General features: G+C 51.1%; 22 protein-coding genes and 1 riboswitch. Of the genes, 12 read left to right on the top strand and 10 right to left on the bottom strand.

What is annotated here, in order from left to right:
- The first annotated feature begins 35 nt into the window (after nt 1-35).
- Nucleotides 36-494 carry a DUF4268 domain-containing protein gene (locus BUB30_RS10185; RefSeq protein WP_073133322.1) on the top strand — a complete coding sequence of 153 codons (459 nt, stop codon included), beginning with the start codon at nt 36-38 and terminating at the stop codon, nt 492-494.
- A gap of 17 nt (nt 495-511) precedes the next feature.
- On the opposite strand, the gene BUB30_RS10180 is transcribed toward BUB30_RS10185, so the two are convergent.
- Nucleotides 512-2,248 carry a PQQ-dependent sugar dehydrogenase gene (locus tag BUB30_RS10180; RefSeq protein ID WP_073133320.1) on the bottom strand — a complete coding sequence of 579 codons (1,737 nt, stop codon included), beginning with the start codon at nt 2,246-2,248 and terminating at the stop codon, nt 512-514.
- Nucleotides 2,249-2,539: 291 nt separating this feature from the next.
- Here BUB30_RS10180 and BUB30_RS10175 point away from each other — a divergent pair, with 291 nt between their 5' ends.
- Nucleotides 2,540-3,004 (top strand): RidA family protein, encoded by a 465-nt coding sequence (locus BUB30_RS10175; RefSeq protein WP_073133319.1) that lies wholly within the window; start codon nt 2,540-2,542, stop codon nt 3,002-3,004.
- A gap of 61 nt (nt 3,005-3,065) precedes the next feature.
- Here BUB30_RS10175 and BUB30_RS10170 read toward each other — a convergent pair whose 3' ends face one another.
- The 3 genes from BUB30_RS10170 to BUB30_RS10160 form a co-directional block, all read right to left on the bottom strand.
- A complete protein-coding gene (locus tag BUB30_RS10170; protein ID WP_073133317.1) occupies nt 3,066-4,616 on the bottom strand; it encodes an amidase in 1,551 nt (516 codons plus the stop codon).
- Between the two features lie 67 nt (nt 4,617-4,683).
- Complete coding sequence (locus tag BUB30_RS10165) at nt 4,684-5,148, bottom strand: SgcJ/EcaC family oxidoreductase (protein ID WP_073133315.1); 465 nt, start codon at nt 5,146-5,148, stop codon at nt 4,684-4,686.
- Nucleotides 5,149-5,330: 182 nt separating this feature from the next.
- On the bottom strand, nt 5,331-6,218 hold the full coding sequence (locus BUB30_RS10160) for a dienelactone hydrolase family protein (RefSeq protein ID WP_073133313.1): 888 nt from the start codon (nt 6,216-6,218) through the stop codon (nt 5,331-5,333).
- A 454-nt stretch (nt 6,219-6,672) separates the two neighbouring features.
- Here BUB30_RS10160 and BUB30_RS10155 point away from each other — a divergent pair, with 454 nt between their 5' ends.
- Together BUB30_RS10155 and BUB30_RS10150 are read left to right on the top strand one after the other, a co-directional pair.
- On the top strand, nt 6,673-7,269 hold the full coding sequence (locus BUB30_RS10155; RefSeq protein WP_073133311.1) for a TetR/AcrR family transcriptional regulator: 597 nt from the start codon (nt 6,673-6,675) through the stop codon (nt 7,267-7,269).
- Between the two features lie 15 nt (nt 7,270-7,284).
- Nucleotides 7,285-8,436, top strand: a complete 1,152-nt coding sequence (locus tag BUB30_RS10150; RefSeq protein WP_073135043.1) for an FAD-dependent oxidoreductase — start codon at nt 7,285-7,287, stop codon at nt 8,434-8,436.
- Here the strand turns inward: BUB30_RS10150 and BUB30_RS10145 are convergent.
- The 4 genes from BUB30_RS10145 to BUB30_RS10130 form a co-directional block, all read right to left on the bottom strand.
- Entirely contained in the window at nt 8,424-8,717 is a 294-nt protein-coding gene (locus BUB30_RS10145; protein ID WP_073133309.1) for a hypothetical protein, read from the bottom strand. The two genes, BUB30_RS10150 and BUB30_RS10145, sit on opposite strands and share 13 nt — an antisense overlap.
- A gap of 210 nt (nt 8,718-8,927) precedes the next feature.
- The gene (locus BUB30_RS10140; RefSeq protein WP_178377068.1) at nt 8,928-9,911 is read right to left on the bottom strand and encodes a transglutaminase domain-containing protein; all 984 of its coding nucleotides are present in this window, start codon (nt 9,909-9,911) and stop codon (nt 8,928-8,930) included.
- A gap of 43 nt (nt 9,912-9,954) precedes the next feature.
- Nucleotides 9,955-10,680, bottom strand: a complete 726-nt coding sequence (locus BUB30_RS10135; RefSeq protein ID WP_073133305.1) for a carboxypeptidase-like regulatory domain-containing protein — start codon at nt 10,678-10,680, stop codon at nt 9,955-9,957.
- A 222-nt stretch (nt 10,681-10,902) separates the two neighbouring features.
- Nucleotides 10,903-11,400 (bottom strand): hypothetical protein, encoded by a 498-nt coding sequence (locus tag BUB30_RS10130; RefSeq protein WP_073135042.1) that lies wholly within the window; start codon nt 11,398-11,400, stop codon nt 10,903-10,905.
- A 428-nt stretch (nt 11,401-11,828) separates the two neighbouring features.
- A riboswitch (TPP riboswitch) is annotated at nt 11,829-11,925 on the top strand.
- Nucleotides 11,926-11,992: 67 nt separating this feature from the next.
- Here BUB30_RS10130 and thiM point away from each other — a divergent pair.
- Genes thiM through tenA form a run of 4 tightly spaced genes read left to right on the top strand, consistent with a single transcriptional unit; the run spans nt 11,993 to nt 14,905 of the window.
- Nucleotides 11,993-12,790, top strand: a complete 798-nt coding sequence (thiM, locus tag BUB30_RS10125; protein ID WP_073133303.1) for a hydroxyethylthiazole kinase — start codon at nt 11,993-11,995, stop codon at nt 12,788-12,790.
- Entirely contained in the window at nt 12,787-13,428 is a 642-nt protein-coding gene (gene thiE, locus BUB30_RS10120) for a thiamine phosphate synthase (RefSeq protein ID WP_073133301.1), read from the top strand. The genes thiM and thiE overlap by 4 nt, the downstream gene beginning before the upstream one ends.
- Nucleotides 13,429-13,434: 6 nt before the next feature.
- Nucleotides 13,435-14,259, top strand: a complete 825-nt coding sequence (gene thiD / locus BUB30_RS10115) for a bifunctional hydroxymethylpyrimidine kinase/phosphomethylpyrimidine kinase (RefSeq protein ID WP_073135040.1) — start codon at nt 13,435-13,437, stop codon at nt 14,257-14,259.
- Nucleotides 14,246-14,905: a thiaminase II gene (gene tenA, locus BUB30_RS10110; protein WP_073133299.1), complete on the top strand. Its 660-nt coding sequence runs from the start codon at nt 14,246-14,248 to the stop codon at nt 14,903-14,905. The genes thiD and tenA overlap by 14 nt, the downstream gene beginning before the upstream one ends.
- Nucleotides 14,906-14,912: 7 nt before the next feature.
- Here tenA and BUB30_RS10105 read toward each other — a convergent pair whose 3' ends face one another.
- Nucleotides 14,913-15,185, bottom strand: coding sequence for a DUF3303 domain-containing protein (locus BUB30_RS10105; protein ID WP_073133297.1), 273 nt, complete (start codon nt 15,183-15,185; stop codon nt 14,913-14,915).
- Nucleotides 15,186-15,360: 175 nt separating this feature from the next.
- On the opposite strand from BUB30_RS10105, the gene BUB30_RS10100 reads away from it, so the two are divergent.
- The 3 genes from BUB30_RS10100 (at nt 15,361) to BUB30_RS10090 (ending at nt 18,063) form a co-directional block, all read left to right on the top strand.
- The gene (locus tag BUB30_RS10100) at nt 15,361-16,179 is read left to right on the top strand and encodes a LytR/AlgR family response regulator transcription factor (RefSeq protein WP_073133295.1); all 819 of its coding nucleotides are present in this window, start codon (nt 15,361-15,363) and stop codon (nt 16,177-16,179) included.
- A 105-nt stretch (nt 16,180-16,284) separates the two neighbouring features.
- Nucleotides 16,285-16,881 carry a hypothetical protein gene (locus BUB30_RS10095; protein ID WP_073133293.1) on the top strand — a complete coding sequence of 199 codons (597 nt, stop codon included), beginning with the start codon at nt 16,285-16,287 and terminating at the stop codon, nt 16,879-16,881.
- Nucleotides 16,882-16,893: 12 nt separating this feature from the next.
- Entirely contained in the window at nt 16,894-18,063 is a 1,170-nt protein-coding gene (locus tag BUB30_RS10090) for a serine hydrolase domain-containing protein (RefSeq protein WP_073133291.1), read from the top strand.
- 50 nt (nt 18,064-18,113) lie between these two features.
- Here the strand turns inward: BUB30_RS10090 and BUB30_RS10085 are convergent, their stop codons facing one another.
- Nucleotides 18,114-20,306, bottom strand: a complete 2,193-nt coding sequence (locus BUB30_RS10085; protein WP_073133289.1) for a hypothetical protein — start codon at nt 20,304-20,306, stop codon at nt 18,114-18,116.
- A gap of 521 nt (nt 20,307-20,827) precedes the next feature.
- On the opposite strand from BUB30_RS10085, the gene BUB30_RS10080 reads away from it, so the two are divergent.
- Nucleotides 20,828-21,871: an aldo/keto reductase gene (locus BUB30_RS10080; protein WP_073133287.1), complete on the top strand. Its 1,044-nt coding sequence runs from the start codon at nt 20,828-20,830 to the stop codon at nt 21,869-21,871.
- Nucleotides 21,872-21,873: the final 2 nt, after the last annotated feature.

Below are 21,873 nucleotides of genomic sequence, written 5' to 3'. Positions count from 1 at the left end.
TTTTGATTTGATAGTGATGAACCAATCTTGGAAATATGTTTGCGCGGGAAGAAGTATCGCGCACTAAGCACGAGTTCTGGACGGCTTTTGGAAGATACATGAACCCGGTGCTTTCTGCCGAAGGCATGAAAGTGAATTGGGTGAACTATCACACAAAAATAAAAGGCGTGCATTTCCGCATGGATGCCGGATTAAAGTCGGCTTCCATTTTTATTTCGCTGGAGCATGGCGATGTAGATATCCAGGAATTATACTTCGAGCAGTTCCTGCAATTGAAAGACCTCCTGCACGCCACCCTCGAAGAAGAGTGGGATTGGCAGTTGCACGTTCCCGCCGACGGCAGAGTAGTGAGCAGGATATATAAAGAATTGCCTCGTGTATCGGTGATGAACAAAGATCACTGGCCCGACCTCATCTCCTTCTTCAAGCCACGGATCATTGCGCTCGACGCGTTCTGGGAGAATGCAAAGTATAGTTTTGAAGGACTGAAATAAATCGATCTTTCCTGCTGCTACTTCACTTTTTCGACACGCACCATTTTATAGATCCGGCCATCATACTTGGTTGTTACATACAATTCGCCCTGCGCATCCTGGCCAAGACGCATGTCTACGCGACCTAATCCGGCGATGGCCAGCAGCGTGGTCTCTTTGCCGCCGATGCGTAAATGGAGCCGCTGGATGTCGGCGTGTTTGCCTTCGCGGATCTTGGCCACGTCGGCGATGAAGATCTTTCCTTTTGCGATATCGCCCAGGATGAATTTTCCGGCGAAGGCCGGTATGGCTTTGCCTTTGTATTCATATCCTCCCGCCATGGCAAGACCTTCGTCGTGATCGTAGGCTATCACGGGGTATACCAGGCCATTGCTGGAATCGTTCGGGGGCAACGGATAAACCCGGTTGATGTCGCCTTCGGCATCGATCACAAATTCTCCTTCGCGTATGGGCCAGCCGTGATTTTTGCCCTCGATCACTTTATAGAGCGATTCCACATTATGTTGCCCAATATTACCCGCCAATATTTCGCCCGTTCTCAGCCACGTGATGCGATGGGGATTCCGGAACCCATAAGCATAAATTTCTTTGACGGTAGCAGAGGAGGTGTCCTTTGCAAAAGGGTTGATAACGGGAATGCCATAACGGCCATTTTTGCTGTTGGTGCCCAGGGGATCTATTCGGAAGATCGTGCCCAGGTAGTTGTGCTCGGTTCCAGCCAAAAGATAACCGTATTCCACCGACCCCGCGTCGCCAATGCCGATGTAAAGAAGTCCGTAGTCTTTATCCTTCGGCTTTGCATAGGGATTGAACATGATTTCCTGCACACCGTGCATCTGCGTGACCATGTCCCAGCGAAGAATTTCACGGCCCTTGCCGGCGAACGGGACCTGGCCGGGCTTGTCTGTTTTCCATTCGGTCAGCACCCACTGTAACGTGGAGGGAATGGAATCGGCATAGGTGAAGTCGGCCGGTTTGCTTTTGGGCGGCTCGGCGTGCGTGGTGTAGAACAGGCCGTTGGATTTGAATTCGGGATGAAATGCAAAACTGCCAAAGCCCGTGGCCATGCCGGGTTCGTCGATAAATGCTGGCTCCTCTTTTTTCATATCGAAATAGGGAACTGCTTTATTTTTATCCACCAGGTAGAGCGTGCCACGGAGATCGAGCATATAAAAACCTCCATTTGGCGCGGACTGAAATTTCGTTATTCGCGTAAGCAAATTTTTGTCGCTCGAAGCGGGCATCTGTGTAACGGGTTCCAGGTCAACCCGGAGATCCGACATCGGTATGGAATCCGGGAAGGGATCCTTGATGGCCGTTAGCGTATCATAGTTGTTCTTGATCAAACGCCGCTCCTTCGTGTGGAGAAAGGCCAGCAGGCTTTCCATCTCGCTTTCGCTGAACTGACCAAACGCGGGCATCACCCCTTTGAAGTCGGCCTTTAAACCGAGCGCCCGGCGATCTTTTTGATCGAGATAGCTTTGGGGATTGGTGATGAAACCTTTGATCCACGATTTTGAAGTGTCTTGTGTCACACCGGCCAGGTTTGGCCCGATGCCATTGATACGAAAATTGTGACACGCGCTACAGTTCTTGGAAAATAGCGCCTCCCCGGCGTGGATCGATTCGACATCCGATGAATAGAGCGCCTGCTCGTTTACTTTGGTGCAGGAGGTGAGTCCGGATACGGCAAAAAGAAAGAGCAGTGCCGAGTAATGGCTCAGGTGTTTTCGAAGGGGACGGACAGAAATCATGATGAAAGGTCTTTTTGTTGGATTGCTTAAAGGCCGCAAGCCCTAACGGAAGGGTTATAGGAATGCTTGTGTGTCTCTGGCACACCAAACACATGATGCACACGGAAACACTAATCAAGTAAAGAAAAAATTTTAAGGAATGCGCTGCGGCCGCCCATGTTTTTTCGCTGGGTGAGCAACATAAAGTGGTGTAATGAAGATGAGATTTTCGAGGCGAGTATCTCTTGTGTGGATGTGCTTTAAAAACTTTAGTTTAATTTGGACGAAGTAAAACCGTCATCAATAATTTTCATGCAAAGCAGTATTATACTTGATAAACTGAAATCCCTTGGGATATCCTTTGGTGCAGTGCCGCAACCCGGCGGGTCCTATGTCGCTGTCAACATCCGGGGGAATGTTGCTTATGTGGCGATCCAATTGCCCATCAAAGACGAGCAGTTCTATTTTCTTGGACGCCTCGGTAAAGACGTCACCACCGAACAAGGCTATGAGGCCGCGAAAATGGCGGCGACCAATGTTCTCTTGCAGATCGATAAATTCGTCGGCGACGAGAGGATCGTAGGATTGAACCATGTCGATATCTACTACCAGGTTCACGACACCTGGGACGAAGGACCGCAGGTAGCCAATGGAGCATCGGATTTGTTTCTTAAAGTTCTAGGCGATCGCGGACTGCACACACGCGCCATTATTGGCGTTGAGAAACTGCCAAGAAATCATAGCGTGGCACTGGTCGCTTCTTTTACGATCAAGTAATTTTTTCTTTGCGTGCTTTGCTCGCCGAAGCTTTAGCGAAGGCGAGGCGGTTCCATCTGCACTAGACAGCGATCGCTGGACGGCGCTTGCCGATCTTGGTGGCTTGTTCGAATGCAAATCCCATTTGCAATACACTGAGGTCTGCGTTGTATCTTCCTACAATTTGTATCCCAATCGGAAGCCCACTCTTCGAAAAAGCACAAGGCACGGACAAGGCCGGGTTGCCGGCAACAGAAATGTAATAGGCCGAACGCATCCAGTCGAGATAGGTCAGCATTTTCACGTCGCCGATCTGATCGGGATAAGGCGTATGGACGTCGAAGGGCAACACCTGGCTCACGGGCATGATGAGGAATTCATACTGGGTCAGGAATTGTTGTACGCGCCGGAACAATGCCGAGCGTTTCATCTCGAGGCGTGAGAGGTAGGGGCCCGTCAGCTTGCGGCCTTCGGTGATGTGCCATTTGGTGTAGGCATTCATTTTGTCGCTGTTGCTTTCCAGCAGGTCGCCGTATTGTGCCTCGTATTGCCAATGCCGGAAATTGACAAAGCATTCGTTGGCGTCGGTCATGTCCGGTTCATTGTCTTCCACGATGCAGCCGAGGTCCTCGAATACTTTGCGTTGCGCATGAGCGGCGTCGATGACTTCTTTTTCCCAGGGCAAGCCGAGGTCTTTGATAAAAGCCACCTTCACACCTTTGAAATCACGACCCAGGGGTTTAGCAAACTGTTTGGGATCGTCCGCAAGGGATAAGGGTGAACGGACGTCGGGGCCTGCCTGAACGCTGAGGAGCAAAGCACAATCTGAAACGGTACGCGCCATCGGACCTTGAACGCTTAACGTTTGATTGGCCATTTTCACCGCCGTCAACGGCACCCTTCCCGGCGACGTGCGAAGACCCACCACATTACAAAAGCTGCCCGGGTTGCGCAAGGATCCACCCATGTCGCTGCCATCGGCAAGCGGCGTCATACCACAGGCCAGCGCGGTGGCGCCACCACCGGTGCTGCCGCCGCAGGTCTTGGATGGATCGTAGGGGTTGAATGTCGGACCGAAGATGGGATTAAACGTTTGTGATCCCATTCCCAACTCGGGCACATTCGTTTTTCCGATCACGATCGCACCCGCATTTTTCTGACGCTCAACGATCAGTGCGTCCTGTGTCGGGATCAGATCTTTCCATAAGAGCGATCCATAGGTCGTTCGCAAGCCTTTGGTTTCCACGAGATCTTTCACAGCGATCGGCAGTCCGTGTAATGCCCCCGTCGTATTTCCTTTGGCGATCAATTCGTCGGCGGCAAGCGCTTGTGCCATCAGTTGGTCCTCGGGCACGAACGTCACGATGGCGTTCACTTTTGAATTTACTTTTGCGATCTGTTTGAGATGGGCCGTCATGACTTCGCGCGCGGAGATCTTTTTTGTTCTTAATAATGCGGCCAGGTCCACCGCGGTCATAAAACAGATCTCGTCGGGCGGCGGCAGGTTATTGCTGCTTTCGCTGGCGGGCGCGGTATGATCTTTGGCTACGGCGATCGATGTGAGTCCCATGGAGGCGAGCGTTGCCGCTGAACTCTTCAGGATCATTTGCCGGCGCGTAATTTTGTTTTTCATAAGGAAAGAGGTAGCGGAGGCGAGGGGGCCATTATAAGATGAGCGAATGTTGAGGTGGAAAGGCCGACTACTTCGAGCCCTCCGGGCTCAAAACGTCCAGCACATTTTTCCACGCACCATCGGCTTGTTTCTTCCACACGCTAACGGAGTTGTATTGATGCTTCACAGGATTTCCGGTGGAGTCATTGATCGTGATCGTGGTTTTCTCTAGCAGGTATCCTAACTCGCCACTCCCGGCGACGTCGGCTTGCTGAGGTTCCCAACTGATCTGGAAACTGGGGTCTTTATAACTTCCTTCCACCATTTGGCGTATGGCCGCTTTGCCTTTCATTGTGGCGTCTCCGGCAGAGATCACGGTGGCATCATCAGCCCAATAGCTTAAGGTTTTTTCTACATCGCGCTTGCTGGCATATTGCGACCATTCCCGGCTTAGCTGCATGAGCTTTTCGCCTTCGGCCTTCGTGTCGATCGTGGTGCGGCTGCAGCCCGTCAGGGCAAGCGCGATGGAAATCCCGGCGAGTACTTTTTTCATAGGTTGAGAGTTAGATTGTAGGTTGCTGAATTTACGGATTATTCTGGCGCGAAATCCAGACGGAGCAGCATTTATCGGCCCCATGAAATCTGTGTTTGCACAGCCATTCAGTTTTTAATCTATCCTCTCGGTTCGGGCAGCAAGCTGTTGAAGGTATTTCAACAGCCTGCTGTGACGCGCGGTTACTTCAATTTCTGGGTGAAGAACTCAACCGTCCTCTTCCACGCCAGTTCAGCGGCCGCCTTGTCATAGCGCGGCGTGGTGTCGTTGTGAAAGCCGTGATTGGCGGCGGGGTACATGTACTCGGTGTATTCTTTGTTGTTCGCTTTGAGCGCTGCTTCATAGGCAGGCCATCCTTCGTTGACACGCGTGTCGAGCTCACCATAGTGTATGAGCAGCGGCGCCTTGATCTTGGCGACGTCTTCGGCAGCCGGTTGCCCGCCATAGAAGGGAACCGCTGCAGCCAGGTCGGGGATTCTCACGGCCATCATGTTGGCGATCCAGCCGCCAAAGCAAAAGCCCACCACGCCAACTTTTCCGTTGCAGTCCTTATTGGCTTTCAGGTAGTCATAGGCCGCAATAAAATCTTCCAGCATCTCGTCGCGGTTGCGCTTGCTTTGGAGTTCGCGTCCCTGATCGTCGGTTCCGGGATAGCCGCCGAGGGGCGTGAGCATGTCGGGTGCGATGGCAATGAAGCCGGCCAGGGCTGCGCGCCGGGCCACGTCTTCAATGTGCGGGTTCAATCCCCTGTTCTCGTGCACGACCACGATGCCGCCGAGTTTCTTTTTTGCGTCAACGGGTTTTGTCAGCAAAGCCTTGATAGTTCCAGCACCTTTGGGCGACGGATAGTTAACATATTCTGATTTTAGCCTGGGATCGTTTGGCTGAATTTGAATGCCACCCTGGTAGTCCGGCATGAGAAAACTCATCAACGCTCCCACCGTAACACCCCCTACGGCATAGTTGGTCAGCTTTTCTCCAAATTGTCGTCTGTCGATGCGGTTGTGGGCGTAGTCGTCGTAGAGGTCAAACACTTCTTGTTTGATGTCTTCTTTTTTGAGGGTATGCATAGGATGGATAAGGTTTTTTGCTGGTTGAATTTAAGAAATCGAGGCAATAGATCGGCGTAAAAATGGATGAGCGTGCTGTATTATTTTTTAGTTTTCACCGCCCCCGTGCAGAAACTCCTTCGATCGCTGGAATTTGCCGATCATAACACCTTTTGTGTTTCTGGATTGATGTCGTCCGGAAGACTTCTCATTCACAAGCCCTGCGTCGGACAAGTCGCCACCCCCTTAAATCGCCGGTAAAAGTGGCAGCCATCATGAATATTATCCGCAGAAAGCCATTTCGCGATGAAAGGGGGCCATAAAAAAATAATTTTTTTAAGTATATAAACGTTTACTTACTAATTATTACCTTTGTATCACAAACAGAATTATGCGGCAAATCGATCAGAAAGACCATAAAACCGGGCGGCTCTGTCTTGCCGATAAAAACATGGATTTATAAACAGCAATTCCTATGAGACCCAAGAACCTGGAGATGGAAAATGCCATCCGCACCGTGGCATTACAAATCATTGCCGAGGAAGGCCTGGAGAACCTGAGCATGCAAAAATTGGCGAAGGCCGTCAACATATCGCCGAGAACGATCTATATCAAATACGAAAATAAAGAGGACCTGCTGATCAAACTGTTCATTGACGAAGTGCTGGGTGCCTATGAGAAAGCTACGTTGGAAGACTTCGATCCCAACGCGGAATTTGCGGAAGGCGTCGAGAAGCTGTGGTCGAATGTTTTTAATTATCTGAAAAATAATAAGCATGCCTTCGCCTTGATCCAGTATGGTAAATCATCGCCGTTGCTCAACAAGGCCTACAAGGATCAGGGCATCCGGCAAGGCGATCACTTTAAGCCGGTTCACCAGTTTCTGAAACGTCATGTACAAAAAGGAACCATCAACGACTTTCCCATCGACGTCTACAGAGCCCTGCTGTTTTCACCGCTGCTGGACCTGGTGACTGAATATTTTGATCACCAGGAACGATCGAAACAAATTATCACCAAGGCTGTGTTGGCTGCGTGCTGTCAGGCCGTCATTAAAGGAATGTTAAAATAGAAAATGTATAAACTGATGAATGCGATAGAAGGGAAGAAGATTGCCATCGTCGGCGCAGGTCCCGGAGGACTTACCCTGGCACGACTTTTACAAAATAAGGGTGCCGATGTCAGCGTGTATGAAAGAGATCTTCACGAGCACGCAAGACCCAAGGGAGCAACGCTGGATCTGCACGAGGAGTCGGGGCTCCGCGCTTTGAAAGAAGCCGGCCTGATCGAGGCCTTCTGGGCCAACCATCGTGCAGGCGCCGACAAGCTGCGTCTCGTGGATAAAAATGGCAACGTAATATTTGACGACCATGATTATGCCGACCGCGAGGTTTCACGCCCGGAAATTGATCGCGGCCCGCTTCAAAAGATCTTGCTGGACGCCTTGAAACCTGGTACCGTGCGGTGGGATCGACACATGCTTTCCATGGAAAGGGCCGGCATGGGATGGAAGCTGATCTTTCGCAACGGCGAAACTGCAACCGCCGACATCGTCGTTGCTGCCGACGGTGCCAATTCCAAAATCCGATCTTACCTGACGCCCATAAAACCTTTTTATTCCGGGGTCACGGTTGTGGAAGGCGCCGTGAAAGACTCCGCAAAGGACAGTCCCGACATCCACCGGTTGTTAAATGGAGGAAAGATCTTTGCCTTGGGCGACGACGGGAAAAGTCTCATCGTCAGTTCCAAAGGCGACGGCAGTCTCGTGTTTTATACAGGCTGCAAAACGGAAGAGTCCTGGAGCAGGGATTGCGGCATCGACTTTTCAAACCGGGAGCAAGTGCAAAACTGGTTTGCGAAAACTTTTGAAGGATGGGACATCGCCTGGCAAGAACTTTTTGAGCATGCGCACGGCAATTTTGTTCCGCGTCCACAATACTGCATGCCCTTCGATCAACACTGGGAGTCGCAGTCCAACCTAACCCTGCTCGGCGATGCCGCTCACCTGATGCCGCCCTATGCCGGTGAAGGGGTGAACATGGCGATGCTGGATGCGCTCGAACTCAGCGACTGTCTGACCAGCGAAGCCTTCAAAGACTCCCGGACAGCCATCGCTGCCTATGAGAAGCAAATGCTCTCGCGAGCTTCCGAGGTGGCGGCAATAACGATGGACTCCACCAACGCGCTGCACTCGGAGGAGGCCATGGCTTTTTTTCTGAATATTATTCAGCCTGAATAGTACTTCAACCACTGGATCAACAGGATGAGCACCAGGGCGGCAGAAGCGTGAACGATTAATTCTCCTTTGGCTAAGGCAGATTTTTTCAGGATTACACGGTATGCGGTGATGAGCAATCGGATCGCGCCAATAACAATCGTGACAAAAATGGGAATGGCGCTAGGCGGTGGTCCATGAGGATATTTCCATCCGTAGATCCAATGGACAATAACGGTAAGCACTGTGCCGACCCCGTAGATGGCTAAGCCGATCAGAATTCCTTTTTTTTGTTCGCTCTGCATTAGTTTTGATGGTAGTTACTCGTGCTCAGTTTAACGGCAGATTTACTTGCTCGCGAAGATCGTTGTGGGATCAAATCGCGCCTGGGCAAAGCGCCTGGCGAAAAAAATGTAAGAATTAAGAAGGTATGGAATTTCATGATGGCTTCTTAAAAGTAGCTTTTTTTCGAAACGTAAAAAAGGCCTCATGCTTAACATCGCCGCAAACAGACGCTAGCGAACGGTCACCACATAGGTGAAAATGTAGCGTTCGTTCAAAAGAAAATGGACGGTTTGCGTTCCTTTTGTATGGAAGGTATGATCAACGGAATAGCCACCGCTGGAATCATTTCGATAACGCGTATCGAAAGTCTGCTTCGTGTTCGGGCCTTCAATGGTTAACTGCAAGCTTTTAACAATCTCATCGCCATTCTTGGCAAACTGAAAGGATATGGTTTCTCCTTTGGCGGCTACCAGGTTGAGCGTTCTGGGAGACATCGCGTGGACTTCGTGTAGCAATGCGCCACTATAGACCAGGGGGCCATTTAAGAATTGGTCCAGCGTGGGCTTGTATGCCAAGAGCATCCAGGATGAATCCAATGGATAGTGATTGTTAACGAACGACAAGGGGTCGGCTAAAAAATAGGAAACATCGAACTTCTTCACATATTTGGATTGCTCCGTATCATAGGCTCCACTCGACCACGTGGCGTCGCACAAGTACCATTTGTTGTGAAGCCGCACCGCATTCCAGGAGTGGTTGGCGATGCCGGGCCCTCCTATGTTGGAATGAGCATTTCGTCCATAACCGTCGATGATCACGCAGGTTAGGCCAGCGTAGGTGGCCAGTTCCCGGACCAGGTAGGCGTAGCCCGAGCAGACGGTCTTTTGTTTTTCAAGCAAATTTTTGAACACGCGCAAACTGAATCCTTTGTTCCATGCGGCCAGGTCCTCTGGTTTTTTTAAGCTTTCTCGTTTCTGTTTATTCTTTAAATAAAGCGCGTAGTCGTATTCAATATTGTTGGCTACCCAGACGTAGATGGCCCTGAATTTTTCTTCTTCCGATGGCAATGACCGGGTCAACTTATCGGCAAGACTTTTCAAATCGTTCAGAGGATGCTTGGAGTATCGGGCAGCAACGTTGTCGGCATTTCTAAAGTCAGTGCATGCAAAATCTGTTCGCTGTGCGTAGAGATGCACCGAAAAAATCACAGCCATGCAAAACGTCCAAGCGGTCTTCATCGGATGAGGAACAAGAAGATCAGAATATGGCTTTAATGGCCAGCCAAAGCTTGCGAAGGCCTGATGGCTCTTTAACATAGGTCTCGTCAACGGCAATTGCGCCCATCAACTCCAGGTAGGCGGGCGTCATGGACACTTCGAGCGACTCGGTAGCATTTCCCGGGATAACATGTTCTTGTGTCTCGAGCCCGATAAAATTAAACACCTGGACATCACCCGCATTGAGCTCACGGGGAAATTCGAACCGGCCGTCTACATCAGTGATAGTATGCTCAGTGGATCCTTTCAAATAAACGTTCACGCCCGGAAGTGGCGAATGATCTTCATCGGATTTGACAACGCCCCGGATGATCTGCTTGACCGCCTTGCGCGCCATGGCGGGCACATCCGGACAGGGAGCCACTGCTTCGGTTTTGGTTTTGATACCAGGGACTTGTGCTGAAGCTTGTTTGCTCATCATGAGCAGGAGCAAGCTCACGAAGCCTGCTTTGAATAACGTGAGGCCTGGATTGATTTTCGCCACCGCTGTGTGGGGATATACTTTCAATTGATTCGGACGAAAGCGTCCGCAGGTATGGGTTGGTTTGGCGCGAAAAAAATCAACGATTTCGGCGTCGCCCATTTTGGTAAAGTCGACAACAACTTTTTTGCAGGAACCACAAAATCTGCCGCCTGATGCGGCTGTAAAATCATTCCATTTTTCCGAACAAGGCGAGGAAATGGACAGCGCGATATTTTCTTTCATAACCGATGTTTCTTACAGGATGCCGGAAGGTGGGGGATTCCATAAGAGTGGGTTCGGATATTTTTAATATCCTGCGGCTATGCCGTTTTTCGCCTTTCTAGTCGTAAAAACCACAATCTTAGCCTGTTTTTAGGGCTATAGTACCACAACGGCATCTTTGTAGCGTCTTTTGCTTTTGTCGTAAATGTGAATAAGGATGTGCGACTTAAGAAACGAATTCCCCTACAAGAGAATTAAGATCAAAGTAAGCACCAGACCTCCGACTGCGAAAAATACGCCTTTCCGAAAGATGTCTGTGTTGGGCAGGAACATCCAGAATGCGGAGAGAACAAAAAACAGCAGGCCTGCACCGAAGAAGATGTTCAGAAAAAATAACGGCTGGTTGGTGTTCGCTTTGTGAAGCTTGGTCATCTTGTCCAGCACGTAGGGTAATTGCTTTGCTTTGAACTTGGCCTGACCGGTGGACTGGTTATACGTGCCTTCCCGGAAATAGACCAGGTCTCCTTCCGTCTTTTCGATCTTAAATTCTTTCAGACGGAGTGACCGACCGATTTCTTCCCCGGGGAGATTTGCCGGGAGTTGCCGCTCCACTTCGGTCTCGCGTTTTAGAAAGTCCGTGTCCCGGAAAATTAAAACGATACCGCTGAGGGCGTACATCGCCATGATGCCCGAAAGAAAAAAACCAAGGTAGCGATGGTAGACTCTCATTGTGTTGTTCATGATCCCGAATTGATGTTGGACGACGATGGGGGTATTTATGATCGGGTAATTTATTAAATTTCTATCCAGATTGATTCGAAGGAATGGTAAAAAGTTCGAGCGGTGAAAAACCCTGATCACAGCGTACAGTAGCCAACCTAATCCATAGATGAACAACAAGATCTGCCCAACCTGCGGAGGCCCACTGATCCAGAAAAACCGATGGCAGTTATTTCTGTCGGGTACGATCTTCGTGATCATAGCTATCGGAGTGATCCTCTGGAATCTAAACTTCTGGCCACTGTCATTTTTTCTTTTGACAATTTCCATCTACCTCATCGCCTGGGCCACCCGGGGAAAAGGACTGTGGTGCAGGCAATGCAAAGCCGCGCCCGGCTTAATTAAAAAGTAACCGATTAGCATTTCTAGAATAGTTTTTTATAGCTTTGACACGGCTTTAGGGGTGTTCCGAAAATAGGAACTGAGATAATACCCTTTGAACCTGATCCAGGTCATACTGGCGAAGGGAAAAGTAATGCTGCAATCTCTGTGCATATCCCATTCGGGAAAATTCCTATTGCCCTTTTATAATCTACGATCTAAAGTTTAGTTTATGCAGGAGCAACTGTGGAAGAGTATTGTATTGGTGCGGGACAAATCTCCTCTCGTACAAAGTATTACCAACTATGTCGTGATGAACAACACCGCCAATGCGCTCTTGGCGGTCGGCGCTTCGCCCATCATGGCCCATGCCCACGAAGAGATGAAGGACATGGTATCGATTGTGGGCGCGTTGGTCATTAATATCGGCACGCTCGACGACTATTGGGTGAAGAGCATGCACCTCGCCATCGCGCAGGCCAATGCGTTGCATGTGCCCTGGGTGCTCGACCCGGTCGGTGCCGGGGCCACGCCCTATCGCAATGAAGTGCTGGAGGGTTTATTGCAACTTCGCCCCACCATCATTCGCGGCAATGCCTCCGAGATCCTGGCCCTGGCAAGCAAACATACCACTCCAACGAAAGGCGTCGACAGCACTCACCGAAGCACAGAAGCCGTGGATGCGGCGTTGACACTCAACCAACATTTTGGTAGCGTGGTCTGCATCTCCGGCGCCACAGATATTATTGTGCATAAAGACAAGACGGTCAAACTGTCGAACGGCCACCCGATGATGGCGCGCGTGACTGGCATGGGATGTACCGCTACAGCATTGACGGGAGCCTTTGTTGCTGTTCATCCCGAGGACCCCATGAATGCCACCGTGGCGGCCATGGCGTTGATGGGCGTGGCAGGTGAACTGGCCGCGCAACGTTCGAAAGGGCCGGGAAGTCTGCAAGTGAATTTTCTTGATAGCTTGTACACGCTTCGGGAAAGCGATTTTGCAGAGCGATTGAAAGTAGGCGCGTGAGGCAGCAGGAATTTCCATATCGCTTGTACCTGGTGACCGACGAGAAAGCTTGTTTGGGCAGAGACCTTATCAAGATCACCGAAGCCGCCGTGAAGGGAGGCGTCGACCTGGTTCAACTGCGTGAGAAAGACCTGGATGAAAAAGGTTTTATAGAGAAAGCCCTGCGGCTAAAGCAAATGCTGGACCGCTACCATGTCCCCCTGATCATTAATGATAATTTGAATGTAGCCAAAGCTTGTCACGCCGCGGGCATCCATGTTGGCAACTCGGATAGGTCGCCCGTGGAAATTCGGAGGGAATGGCCGGAGCATCACGTGATCGGTTACTCCATAGAGGAAGAATCACAAGCGACGAGTGCTGCCGCCCACCACGCCGACTATTTAGGCATCAGTCCTGTGTACGCCACCCCAACCAAAACCGACACAATTACCGAATGGGGATTGGACGGTGTCCGCAAGATCAGATCGCTTTGCTCAAAACCCCTGGTGGCGATTGGAGGAATAAAAAGCGACAATGCTTTTGCGATAATGTCTGCCGGCGCCGATTGCCTGGCGGTAGTGTCTGCGATCTGTTCCGCTCCCGATCCGGCGCGGGCAGCAGAAACCATTCGAATGGAAATAGAAAGAGCCCTAAAGTAAATGACCATGTTGCGTTATTATAGTGTATTGACCATCGCCGGCTCCGACAGTGGCGGCGGTGCGGGCATACAAGCCGACCTAAAAACTTTTTCAGCGTTGGGATGCTTTGGCACCTCCGCGATCACCGCCATCACGGTTCAAAACACGCGGGGTGTATTTGGCATACACAGCATACCGCCGGCCATCGTTCACGATCAGATAAAAGTAGTGATGGACGACATCCGGCCCGCGGCAATAAAAATAGGCATGGTGCACACGGCAGAGCTGGCGGTGGCCATAGCCTCGGCCATCAAAGCATATGCTGTGCCCGTGATCCTGGATCCGGTGATGGTGGCCACCAGTGGTGACAAACTTATCGAGGACAACACGATCGATACCCTACAGAAAAAGCTTTTCCCGCTGTCCGACCTGGTGACACCCAATGTGCACGAGGCGCAGCTCCTCGCGGGCATCTCGATAAAAAATAAAGACGACATGCGGTTGGCCGCGCGCGCGATCATCAAGACAGGTTGCCGCGCTGTGTTGATCAAAGGCGCCCACCTCAAGGGTGATCACCTGTTTGACGTATACCTGGATGCCAACGGAAGAGAGGAGATTTTCGAATCGGGTTTCATCGACACCGACAACACGCACGGAACAGGATGCACACTTTCTTCTGCCATTGCCGCTTACCGGGCGCGGGGCATTGAAATGGTGGAAGCCATCGCAAAGGCCACGCAGTATGTGCACCAGGCCATAGAAGCAGGCAGAAATGTACAGACGGGTGAGGGACATGGTCCGCTCAATCACTTTTTCAATCCTCAAAAACTGATCACACATGACCTGGAGTAAATCGGCCTGGGAAAAGGCACAACCCATTTATGACCAAATTGTCGTCATGCCCTTTATCAAAGGAATGATCGAAGGCACGTTGGACCGGCAGAAGTTCAATTTCTACATCGCGCAAGATGCCCGTTATCTTGAGAACTTTGGGAGGGCGCTGGCCATGATTGCGGCGCGCGCGCATCGCAAAGATCATGTGCTCGATTTTATCCGGTTTGCAGAAGGCGCCATCGTCGTGGAGAGTGCTTTGCATGCCGGGTATTTGAGCGGACAAGACGGCGCAAAGAAAATCGAAGTGTCACCGGCATGTCATCACTACAATAGTTACCTGATCAGCACGGCGGCTATCGCACCCGTTGAAATTGCCATGGCGGCGGTGTTGCCTTGTTTCTGGGTTTATAAGGAAGTCGGTGATTATATATTTCAGCATCAAAATAAAGAGGGCAATCCCTATCAGGAATGGATCAACACCTATTCGGGCAATGACTTCGGGATCGTCGTCGGCAAAGCGATCCGGATTTGCGATGAGGTCGCCGCCACCTGCACTCCCGATCAAAGGGCGTTCATGACGGAAGCGTTTCTCACCGGCTGCCAGTTGGAGTGGATGTTTTGGGACAGTGCCTGGAGGTTGGAGCAATGGCCGGTGGCAGGCTAGGGAAAGCTCACTTTCCGCCCAATACTTTTTCTTTTGCCTGTGCCGAGGTGATCAGGGGGATGATCTCAAAATCGGCCAGGTCGTTCCAGCGACCAACCCATTCCTGGAGTTGTTCGATGGATTCGCTTTCCATCACCTGGTAACAAACGGTGACATTTTCGTCGATCCAACTGTTGATATACCGTACGCCCTCGGGGAGCATGCGCCCCTTTTCATCAAATCGTTGGTATAACGTGCGCAGTTGATGCGGGTGAAATCGCTCGATGATCATGTACAGCATGGGGATCCGGATTGGGGTTCGCTCGTGAAGGACGTAAATTCCAGCGACAATGTGAAGGGAAAGCGCTGGCCACCTCAACAAGCCTTTAAGATAAATTTCTTCCAGCAAGCGACTCCTCTTCATGGACTGAATTGCTGAAGGGACTTTTCGTTATTTTTGTGGCTCTGAGTATCCCATGAAGGAAGACCGTTCTGCCCGAAATCCGTATCGTCCCGATGTGACGCTGTTCCTGGTGCTGATACCGTTTATCAGCGCCTTCAACTACTATCTCACCTATTCCAACATTCGCCTGCGCTGGTTCCTGCTCATCACCTTCACACTCGACACGGTGCAGGGCTATATCGCCTGGTGGGCCGTCCGTAAACTTATTTTCTACCTCGACCGGAAGCTGCCGTTCCACCAAGGCCTGGTCAAGCGCATCGTGGTTCAACTGGCCACCACCATCGTGCTGGGGTTGGCCATCCTCATCGCACTAACCGAGCTCTCCAGTTGGATTGCCCGGGGCAAACCCGCCGCACTGAACTTCTACACCACCGACATCTTCATCATCAGCATCTGGTTTTTTGTGATCAATGGCATTTATATCGGTTTCTATTTTTATAATCAATGGAAAACCCTGGAAGCCGAGCGGCACGAAGAAAAACGCGAGCGCACCGATGGCCTGGTGGTGAAGCAAGGCAAACAAGATCTAAAGTTAACCTTCGAAACGGTTGCGGGTTTTTCGGTGGAGGGGGAGTATGTGATGGTGTTCCAGCTGACAGGCAAAAAGTTTGTGGTGGACCAGTCGCTCGACAAACTGGAGAAGAACCTGCCCTCGGTTTTCTTCCGCCTTAACCGTCAATACATTTTGCACCGCCAGGTGATCCAGGGATTCCGGCGTGCCGAAAACGGCAAGCTGGAGGTGCTCATCGCCGCGACCGAACAATTCCCTGCCGAAATCACGGTGAGCCGCACCAAAGCCAGCGCATTTAAGAGCTGGTTTCAGCCGGAGTGACGGCAATTGGCGGATAAAGTTGCCACACTTCGCCGGAAAACCCCCGGAAAGTCCAACCCAGGCCAAACCGGCCGCCGTAATATTGTCTTGTAAATCATTCCATCCATGAAACACCTTGCACAAGGCCTGGCCCTATGTTTTTGTTTTGCTCTATCGGCCAGGGGCCAATCGGATTCACCCCGGACCTACCAGGATTTCCCCATCATTGTCACCCTCCAGTTCCATGCTTTCGCGGTGCCCTTCCACGATCTCAAATCCAATTTCAAGAATGTGGGGATAGGCCTCGGCACCGAGGTGAGCTACACGGGGAATCAAAAATTTGTGCAGCAATTGTCGGTAGTGTGGTATCGCAACAGGACCATTGGAAACGGACTGCTTTTCTATACCCAGCCGGTTTGGCGTCCGGGCATTGGCGATAATTTTTATGGAGAACTCAAGGCTGGTATTGGCTACTTGCTGGCAAGCCGTCCGTCGCCCGCGTTAAAACAAACCCATGGCGAGTGGAAAACCGCGGGTCACAGGGGCAAGGGGATGCTGACGTTGCCGATTGGAATATCGGCGGGATATAACGTGCAGGGATCGGGCCAGGCGTTGGTGTCGCCGTTTGTCAGCTATCAGCTTTTGGTGGTCAGCGGCTATAACAAGAGCGTGCCCGTGGTGCCCGAAACATTGGTGCAGGTGGGTTCGAGAGTTCATTTTTAATCAAAGAAATTCATGAAACACATTATAGTTTATCTTTTCATCGTCGCAGGGCTCACCGCAGGTTGCTCACCCTATGTCGGCGATCTGGCGACAAAAGCCTGCAACGAAGCAACCCCTGCGAGCGCTTCTTCCACTCGCGACAGTGCGCGACAAATTTTGGACGACCTGGTGAACCAGGGTGTGCCCGGCGCGGTGTTGAGCATACAAACGCCGAACGAGGCGTGGAGTGTGGCGCAAGGGTTGGCCAAAGTGGAAGACAAAACACCGATGGCTTTGTGCCACCTGCAATACCTGCAAAGTATCTCGAAGACCTACCTGGCCGTATGCCTCCTGAAGTTGTACGAAGAAAATAAAATCGATCTCGACGCGCCGATGACCCGGTATCTTCCTGAAAAGTACAGTCGCTACATCGACAAGCCTTCGACCATCACCATTCGCATGTTGATGAATCATACTTCGGGGATCCCTGAATACAATTCCATCCCCACATACATCACGACCTTATTACAGCATCCCGAACACGACTTCACACCGGAAGACTATCTCAAATACATCGGCGGTAAGTCGCTGGATTTTGCGCCCGCGAGCAAGTATTCCTATCGCAACACAAACTATGTGGTGCTGGCACTCATTGTCGATGCCATCACCGGCGATCACGCCCGGTACATGCAGGAAGTGATCTTCACCCCGCTGGGCCTGACCAACACATTTTATCGGAACGACCCGCACTACCTCGACTACCCCGGGTTGGTCAATGCCTACTGGGATCGTTATAGCGACGGCCTACTGGAAAACGTTTCCCTTTTGCAACGCAACAACGTGCGCGCCTTGATTGGCGACGATGGCATAGTGACCACGCCGGCAGAAGCACTCGCTTTTTTAAAAGGACTGATGCAGGGCAAACTTCTCAAACCGTCCACGCTCGATCTGATGAAATCGTGGGCCAACGACAGCAAAGGCAATCCCACCTACGGGCTTGGGCTGGACTATGGCAAATTTCAGGGGCACACTGGCTACGGTCATAGCGGTGGCGGGCTCGGCGCCGGCTGCCAGTTGTATTACTTTCCTGAAAAGGATACGTACATGTTTGTGGCGATAAACCTGGGCACGGTAACCGAAAGCCCCCTGCACAAACAAACTACGGTGGCGCTCGAGAAATTGTATAAGCTGATGTTGGATTGATGAGATAAAAAAAACTCTTGCAGGCGAGTGTGCCTGCAAGAGTTTCAAAATCAGGTATTGCTAAGGGCAAATGCGTTGGTATCCCACGCATCATATTCATAGAGGCGCCGTGAACCGTCGGTTGCCAGCGAATACACGCCCAGGTTTTCGGCGAACGCGGCCTGCGGGCAGGTGCCCAGGAGTTGTGACACGAGCACGTCCCTGAAAAATATTCCGCCGGACAGTGCATACAATCCCACACTGGAAAGGACATAACCACTCTGGTTGATGCCGGGGTTCTCCGTGTTGTTGCCCTTTGTCACAGTAAAACCAAACGTGGCAAAATTTCTCGGGTGCGCGGCGATAAAGCTGATGTGCACCGGCTGGTTCAACGCGGTATAATGCAGGAAGCCGCATCGTCCCGAATATTCCACCACGCTGTTGACGGTGATGTTTGCATCCTGAATGTCGGACTGACAATGGGCATTGTCGATCCGGACTTTAACTTTCAGATTGGAGGCAAGCGTTGGCGTCATCAGGTTTATGTTCAGGTAATCGGTGGGTGCATCAACAGAGTTTCCGGAATTGTTGTAGTCCGATACCTGGAATACCTGCTTCGGAACGGGCACCCTTTGGAAAGTGCCACTGCCGTCGAGTTCGAGCAGCTCCAGGTCGAAGCGCCACAAACCTTCTACGAGGGCATTGCTGTCCAACGAGGCTGACCAAAAGTCGGGGCTGGTCCACTGGATGGTGAGCAATTTATCGGCCGCAGGCACGCCGGGATCCTGGTAGATGTCCCAATGCGGAATGCGATAACCGATATTTTCTCCGCTTCCTTCAGCGCCAAGCGTGACGGCCTTTGTCTCGAAATGCATGTGTCCGCCGCTGTCGGTGGTGATGACGAAATAGGTTTTCTGCACCAGGCCATTCACCACGCTGGTGCTGGGGAATAAAATATTTCCCAAGGCCGCATTCTTGATCCGCGTTTTTCTCCAACGATAGTGCGTGATGCCGGTCTTTGGCAATCCATCGCCGAACAACAGTTTAAAGGCAAGTCCTCCCCCAAACGGGCTGATGCGATTTGCATCAATAACGTCGGTGCAACCCACATTAGGGAAGTTGACACCTTGAAGTGATACTGTGTGTGCGTCGCCTTGCTCGATGTGAAGCGCGGTGGCATACTCGCCGATGGAACGGAACCACACCAGCTCACCTTGTAAATGTTGCCCACAGGTGCAGGGCAGTACGCGCGGATCGGTGATGGTAATGTTGATGTCGGAACCGCAAGCATAATTCCATCGCGTGTGACAAGGTATCGCAGGCTTGTAGACGGTGACCCACGTGCCGTTGATGCAAACTTCTACCCAAACATAAATGTCCTTGTCGTTGGTGAGATTCAGGTATTCGTAGTTGAAGCGCCCGTTGCAATCCGTATACACGGTAACGATCTCGTCGCAGAAATAAAAATAGGGCCAATACCAGGGCCACAAGCACAAGTAAGGGTGCAGCAGGTGGAAATTGTTTTGGATCGTTTCGCGCACAACGGTTTCGGAAACCGAGAACAAACCGTTTTGTACATGCGCCGGCAGGGTCGAATTAATGGAGGCCATTTTTTTCAGATCGCCCTGGATCGACGCGGGAGCTTTGGCGCTGGCCGATCGCAGTTGGAATTGATTCGCGGCCATCCAAGGTTCGGGATCCGGGCCCGGGTCGGGGCCAGGAGGAGGGATGACGATGTGTGGATTGACGAGGATCTCGCGAAGATTTTTTGCCAGGTCGTCGATGATGTGGATCGGAATACGCCACCACCACCAGGCGATACGATCGACTTCGCAGATGTGCACGCGGGCGTCACAAACGGGTAGCGTTTTGTTCTGGCCGTCGATGGTAAAATTCTTTGATAAATTCCCGGTGATGAGACACCAATCAAAAATCGGAAACTTAAATTTTGGGACGCCTTGGACAAGGATCTCATTGGCGGCGTTGAGGTGCACGGAGGGTTGATAGCCTCCCATTTTTTTCATCAGTAGGGGAGTGATCTTTCGTCCGGCATAGTCGTCCGGCAATTCCGGGCCAATGATCAACTGTGTTTTTCCTTCAAAGTCGTGTGCAGCCGTTTTGAGTTGGGCCTCACCGTTTTTGATCGCCGCTGATTCCAGCAGATCTCCTTCTGTGCTGAACAAATAGAGATGGGCGCCCTTGAGCGCATCTTCATTACCGCTTTTGATTTTTACGGTAACGGGTCTTTTTTCATTTTTCTTCATAACGTGTTACGGGTTTTTTTTTTGTAAAAAAAATTTATGAGAACGGACGGATTACAAGAGAGTCCTGCGAACAAAGCGGAATCGCAACAGCACCATAAGAATAGATCAGAAAAACCATGTGCCGGGAGAGATCACCGCGTCATCAGGTAACAATGATGACTGCTTTAAAAAAAACTAAATCCCATCATGCCATCGCCTGAGCGCGGGGCAGAATAATGGGTCGATGCATCGAAAGTAGAGAAGCGCCAGACCTTCTGCAATCGTTTCCATACAAAAGTTTTCAGGGATATAATTTTTGTGAGATGAAAACACGGACGATGGATCGCAGATCACAGGTATGTCGCCTTGAATTCGGGAGCTTAAATTTTCTTCGACGTTGTTGCGGAAGATTTATCTGACCGCGAGTTTGTAATTTAATTTGAACGGTATGTTTTTGTGCTCACACGTTCTTAACTTTTGGACTGGTAGCGCTGGTCAGTTGGCTGACTGGCCATGAACTTGCTAACATTCAATTTATACAAATGGAATACAGACAATTAGGAAATTCGGGATTAAGAGTACCTGTTTTAAGCTTTGGAACCGGCACCTTCGGAGGCGGCAATGATTTTTTTAAAGCCTGGGGCAGCACGCAAGTGGACGAAGCCCGGCAAATGGTCAACCTCTGCCTCGATGCAGGCGTCAATCTTTTTGATACGGCAAATGTCTATTCGGGGGGAGCTGCCGAAGAAATTTTAGGCAAGGCGATCGCCGGGCTGAGAGACAAAGTGCTGATCTCCACCAAGGCCACCTTCCCGATGTCGGATGCTGTCAATGATTTTGGGTCGTCACGCGCACACCTGGTGAAGGCCTGCGAAGACAGTCTGAAGCGGCTGGGCACCGATCACATCGACATCTATCACATGCACGGTTTCGACGGCAACACGCCGATGGAAGAAACCATAAACGCGTTGGACAATCTTGTGCGGAGCGGAAAAGTCCGCTACATCGCTTGCTCCAATTTTTCGGGATGGCACCTGATGAAGTCGCTTTCCATTTCAGAACGATACGGTTGGTCAAAATACGTGGCACACCAGGCCTACTATTCTTTGCTCAATCGCGATTTTGAATGGGAACTCATGCCCTTGGGGATTGATCAGAACGTGGGAACGATCGTCTGGAGCCCGCTGGCCAGTGGCAAGCTGAGTGGCAAGTACCGCCGGAATCAACCCGCCCCTGCCGATGCGCGTGTTGCCCAGGGCGGCAACCCGGTGCTGGCTGCCGACAACGATGATGATCGGTTGTACAACATCGTTGATGTCCTGGATGAACTGGCAAAGGAGACCGGAAAAACAATCGCACAGATCTCACTGAACTGGTTGCTGCAACGCCCTACCGTTTCTAACATCATCTTCGGAGCCAGAAACGAAGCACAGCTGAAACAAAACCTGGATGCCGTGGGATGGAATTTAACCTTGGAACAAGTCCAGCGGCTGGACAAAGTCAGCGCCATTTTGCCGGCCTATCCCTATTGGCACCAGCGCCAGTTCCCGATGTTGAACACGGAGCCAAAGTTGTATCGGAAATAAAG

The sequence above is a fragment of the Chryseolinea serpens genome (assembly GCF_900129725.1).
GTDB classification, from domain to species: domain Bacteria; phylum Bacteroidota; class Bacteroidia; order Cytophagales; family Cyclobacteriaceae; genus Chryseolinea; species Chryseolinea serpens.
This window is presented reverse-complemented; position numbering and strand designations above follow the sequence as displayed.

What these genes read in the sequence shown, in the direction of transcription:
- BUB30_RS10165 (WP_073133315.1), bottom strand. Translation starts at nt 5,148, where the DNA reads ATGAAAAAAGTACTCGCCGGGATTTCCATCGCGCTTGCCCTGACGGGC.
- BUB30_RS10175 (WP_073133319.1), top strand. Translation starts at nt 2,540, where the DNA reads ATGCAAAGCAGTATTATACTTGATAAACTGAAATCCCTTGGGATATCC.
- BUB30_RS10160 (WP_073133313.1), bottom strand. Translation starts at nt 6,218, where the DNA reads ATGCATACCCTCAAAAAAGAAGACATCAAACAAGAAGTGTTTGACCTC.
- BUB30_RS10150 (WP_073135043.1), top strand. Translation starts at nt 7,285, where the DNA reads ATGAATGCGATAGAAGGGAAGAAGATTGCCATCGTCGGCGCAGGTCCC.
- BUB30_RS10140 (WP_178377068.1), bottom strand. Translation starts at nt 9,911, where the DNA reads ATGGCTGTGATTTTTTCGGTGCATCTCTACGCACAGCGAACAGATTTT.
- thiD (WP_073135040.1), top strand. Translation starts at nt 13,435, where the DNA reads ATGTTGCGTTATTATAGTGTATTGACCATCGCCGGCTCCGACAGTGGC.
- BUB30_RS10085 (WP_073133289.1), bottom strand. Translation starts at nt 20,306, where the DNA reads ATGAAGAAAAATGAAAAAAGACCCGTTACCGTAAAAATCAAAAGCGGT.
- BUB30_RS10145 (WP_073133309.1), bottom strand. Translation starts at nt 8,717, where the DNA reads ATGCAGAGCGAACAAAAAAAAGGAATTCTGATCGGCTTAGCCATCTAC.
- BUB30_RS10090 (WP_073133291.1), top strand. Translation starts at nt 16,894, where the DNA reads ATGAAACACATTATAGTTTATCTTTTCATCGTCGCAGGGCTCACCGCA.
- thiM (WP_073133303.1), top strand. Translation starts at nt 11,993, where the DNA reads ATGCAGGAGCAACTGTGGAAGAGTATTGTATTGGTGCGGGACAAATCT.
- BUB30_RS10135 (WP_073133305.1), bottom strand. Translation starts at nt 10,680, where the DNA reads ATGAAAGAAAATATCGCGCTGTCCATTTCCTCGCCTTGTTCGGAAAAA.
- BUB30_RS10170 (WP_073133317.1), bottom strand. Translation starts at nt 4,616, where the DNA reads ATGAAAAACAAAATTACGCGCCGGCAAATGATCCTGAAGAGTTCAGCG.
- BUB30_RS10180 (WP_073133320.1), bottom strand. Translation starts at nt 2,248, where the DNA reads ATGATTTCTGTCCGTCCCCTTCGAAAACACCTGAGCCATTACTCGGCA.
- tenA (WP_073133299.1), top strand. Translation starts at nt 14,246, where the DNA reads ATGACCTGGAGTAAATCGGCCTGGGAAAAGGCACAACCCATTTATGAC.
- BUB30_RS10130 (WP_073135042.1), bottom strand. Translation starts at nt 11,400, where the DNA reads ATGAACAACACAATGAGAGTCTACCATCGCTACCTTGGTTTTTTTCTT.
- BUB30_RS10095 (WP_073133293.1), top strand. Translation starts at nt 16,285, where the DNA reads ATGAAACACCTTGCACAAGGCCTGGCCCTATGTTTTTGTTTTGCTCTA.
- BUB30_RS10100 (WP_073133295.1), top strand. Translation starts at nt 15,361, where the DNA reads ATGAAGGAAGACCGTTCTGCCCGAAATCCGTATCGTCCCGATGTGACG.
- BUB30_RS10155 (WP_073133311.1), top strand. Translation starts at nt 6,673, where the DNA reads ATGAGACCCAAGAACCTGGAGATGGAAAATGCCATCCGCACCGTGGCA.
- BUB30_RS10105 (WP_073133297.1), bottom strand. Translation starts at nt 15,185, where the DNA reads ATGCTGTACATGATCATCGAGCGATTTCACCCGCATCAACTGCGCACG.
- BUB30_RS10080 (WP_073133287.1), top strand. Translation starts at nt 20,828, where the DNA reads ATGGAATACAGACAATTAGGAAATTCGGGATTAAGAGTACCTGTTTTA.
- BUB30_RS10185 (WP_073133322.1), top strand. Translation starts at nt 36, where the DNA reads ATGTTTGCGCGGGAAGAAGTATCGCGCACTAAGCACGAGTTCTGGACG.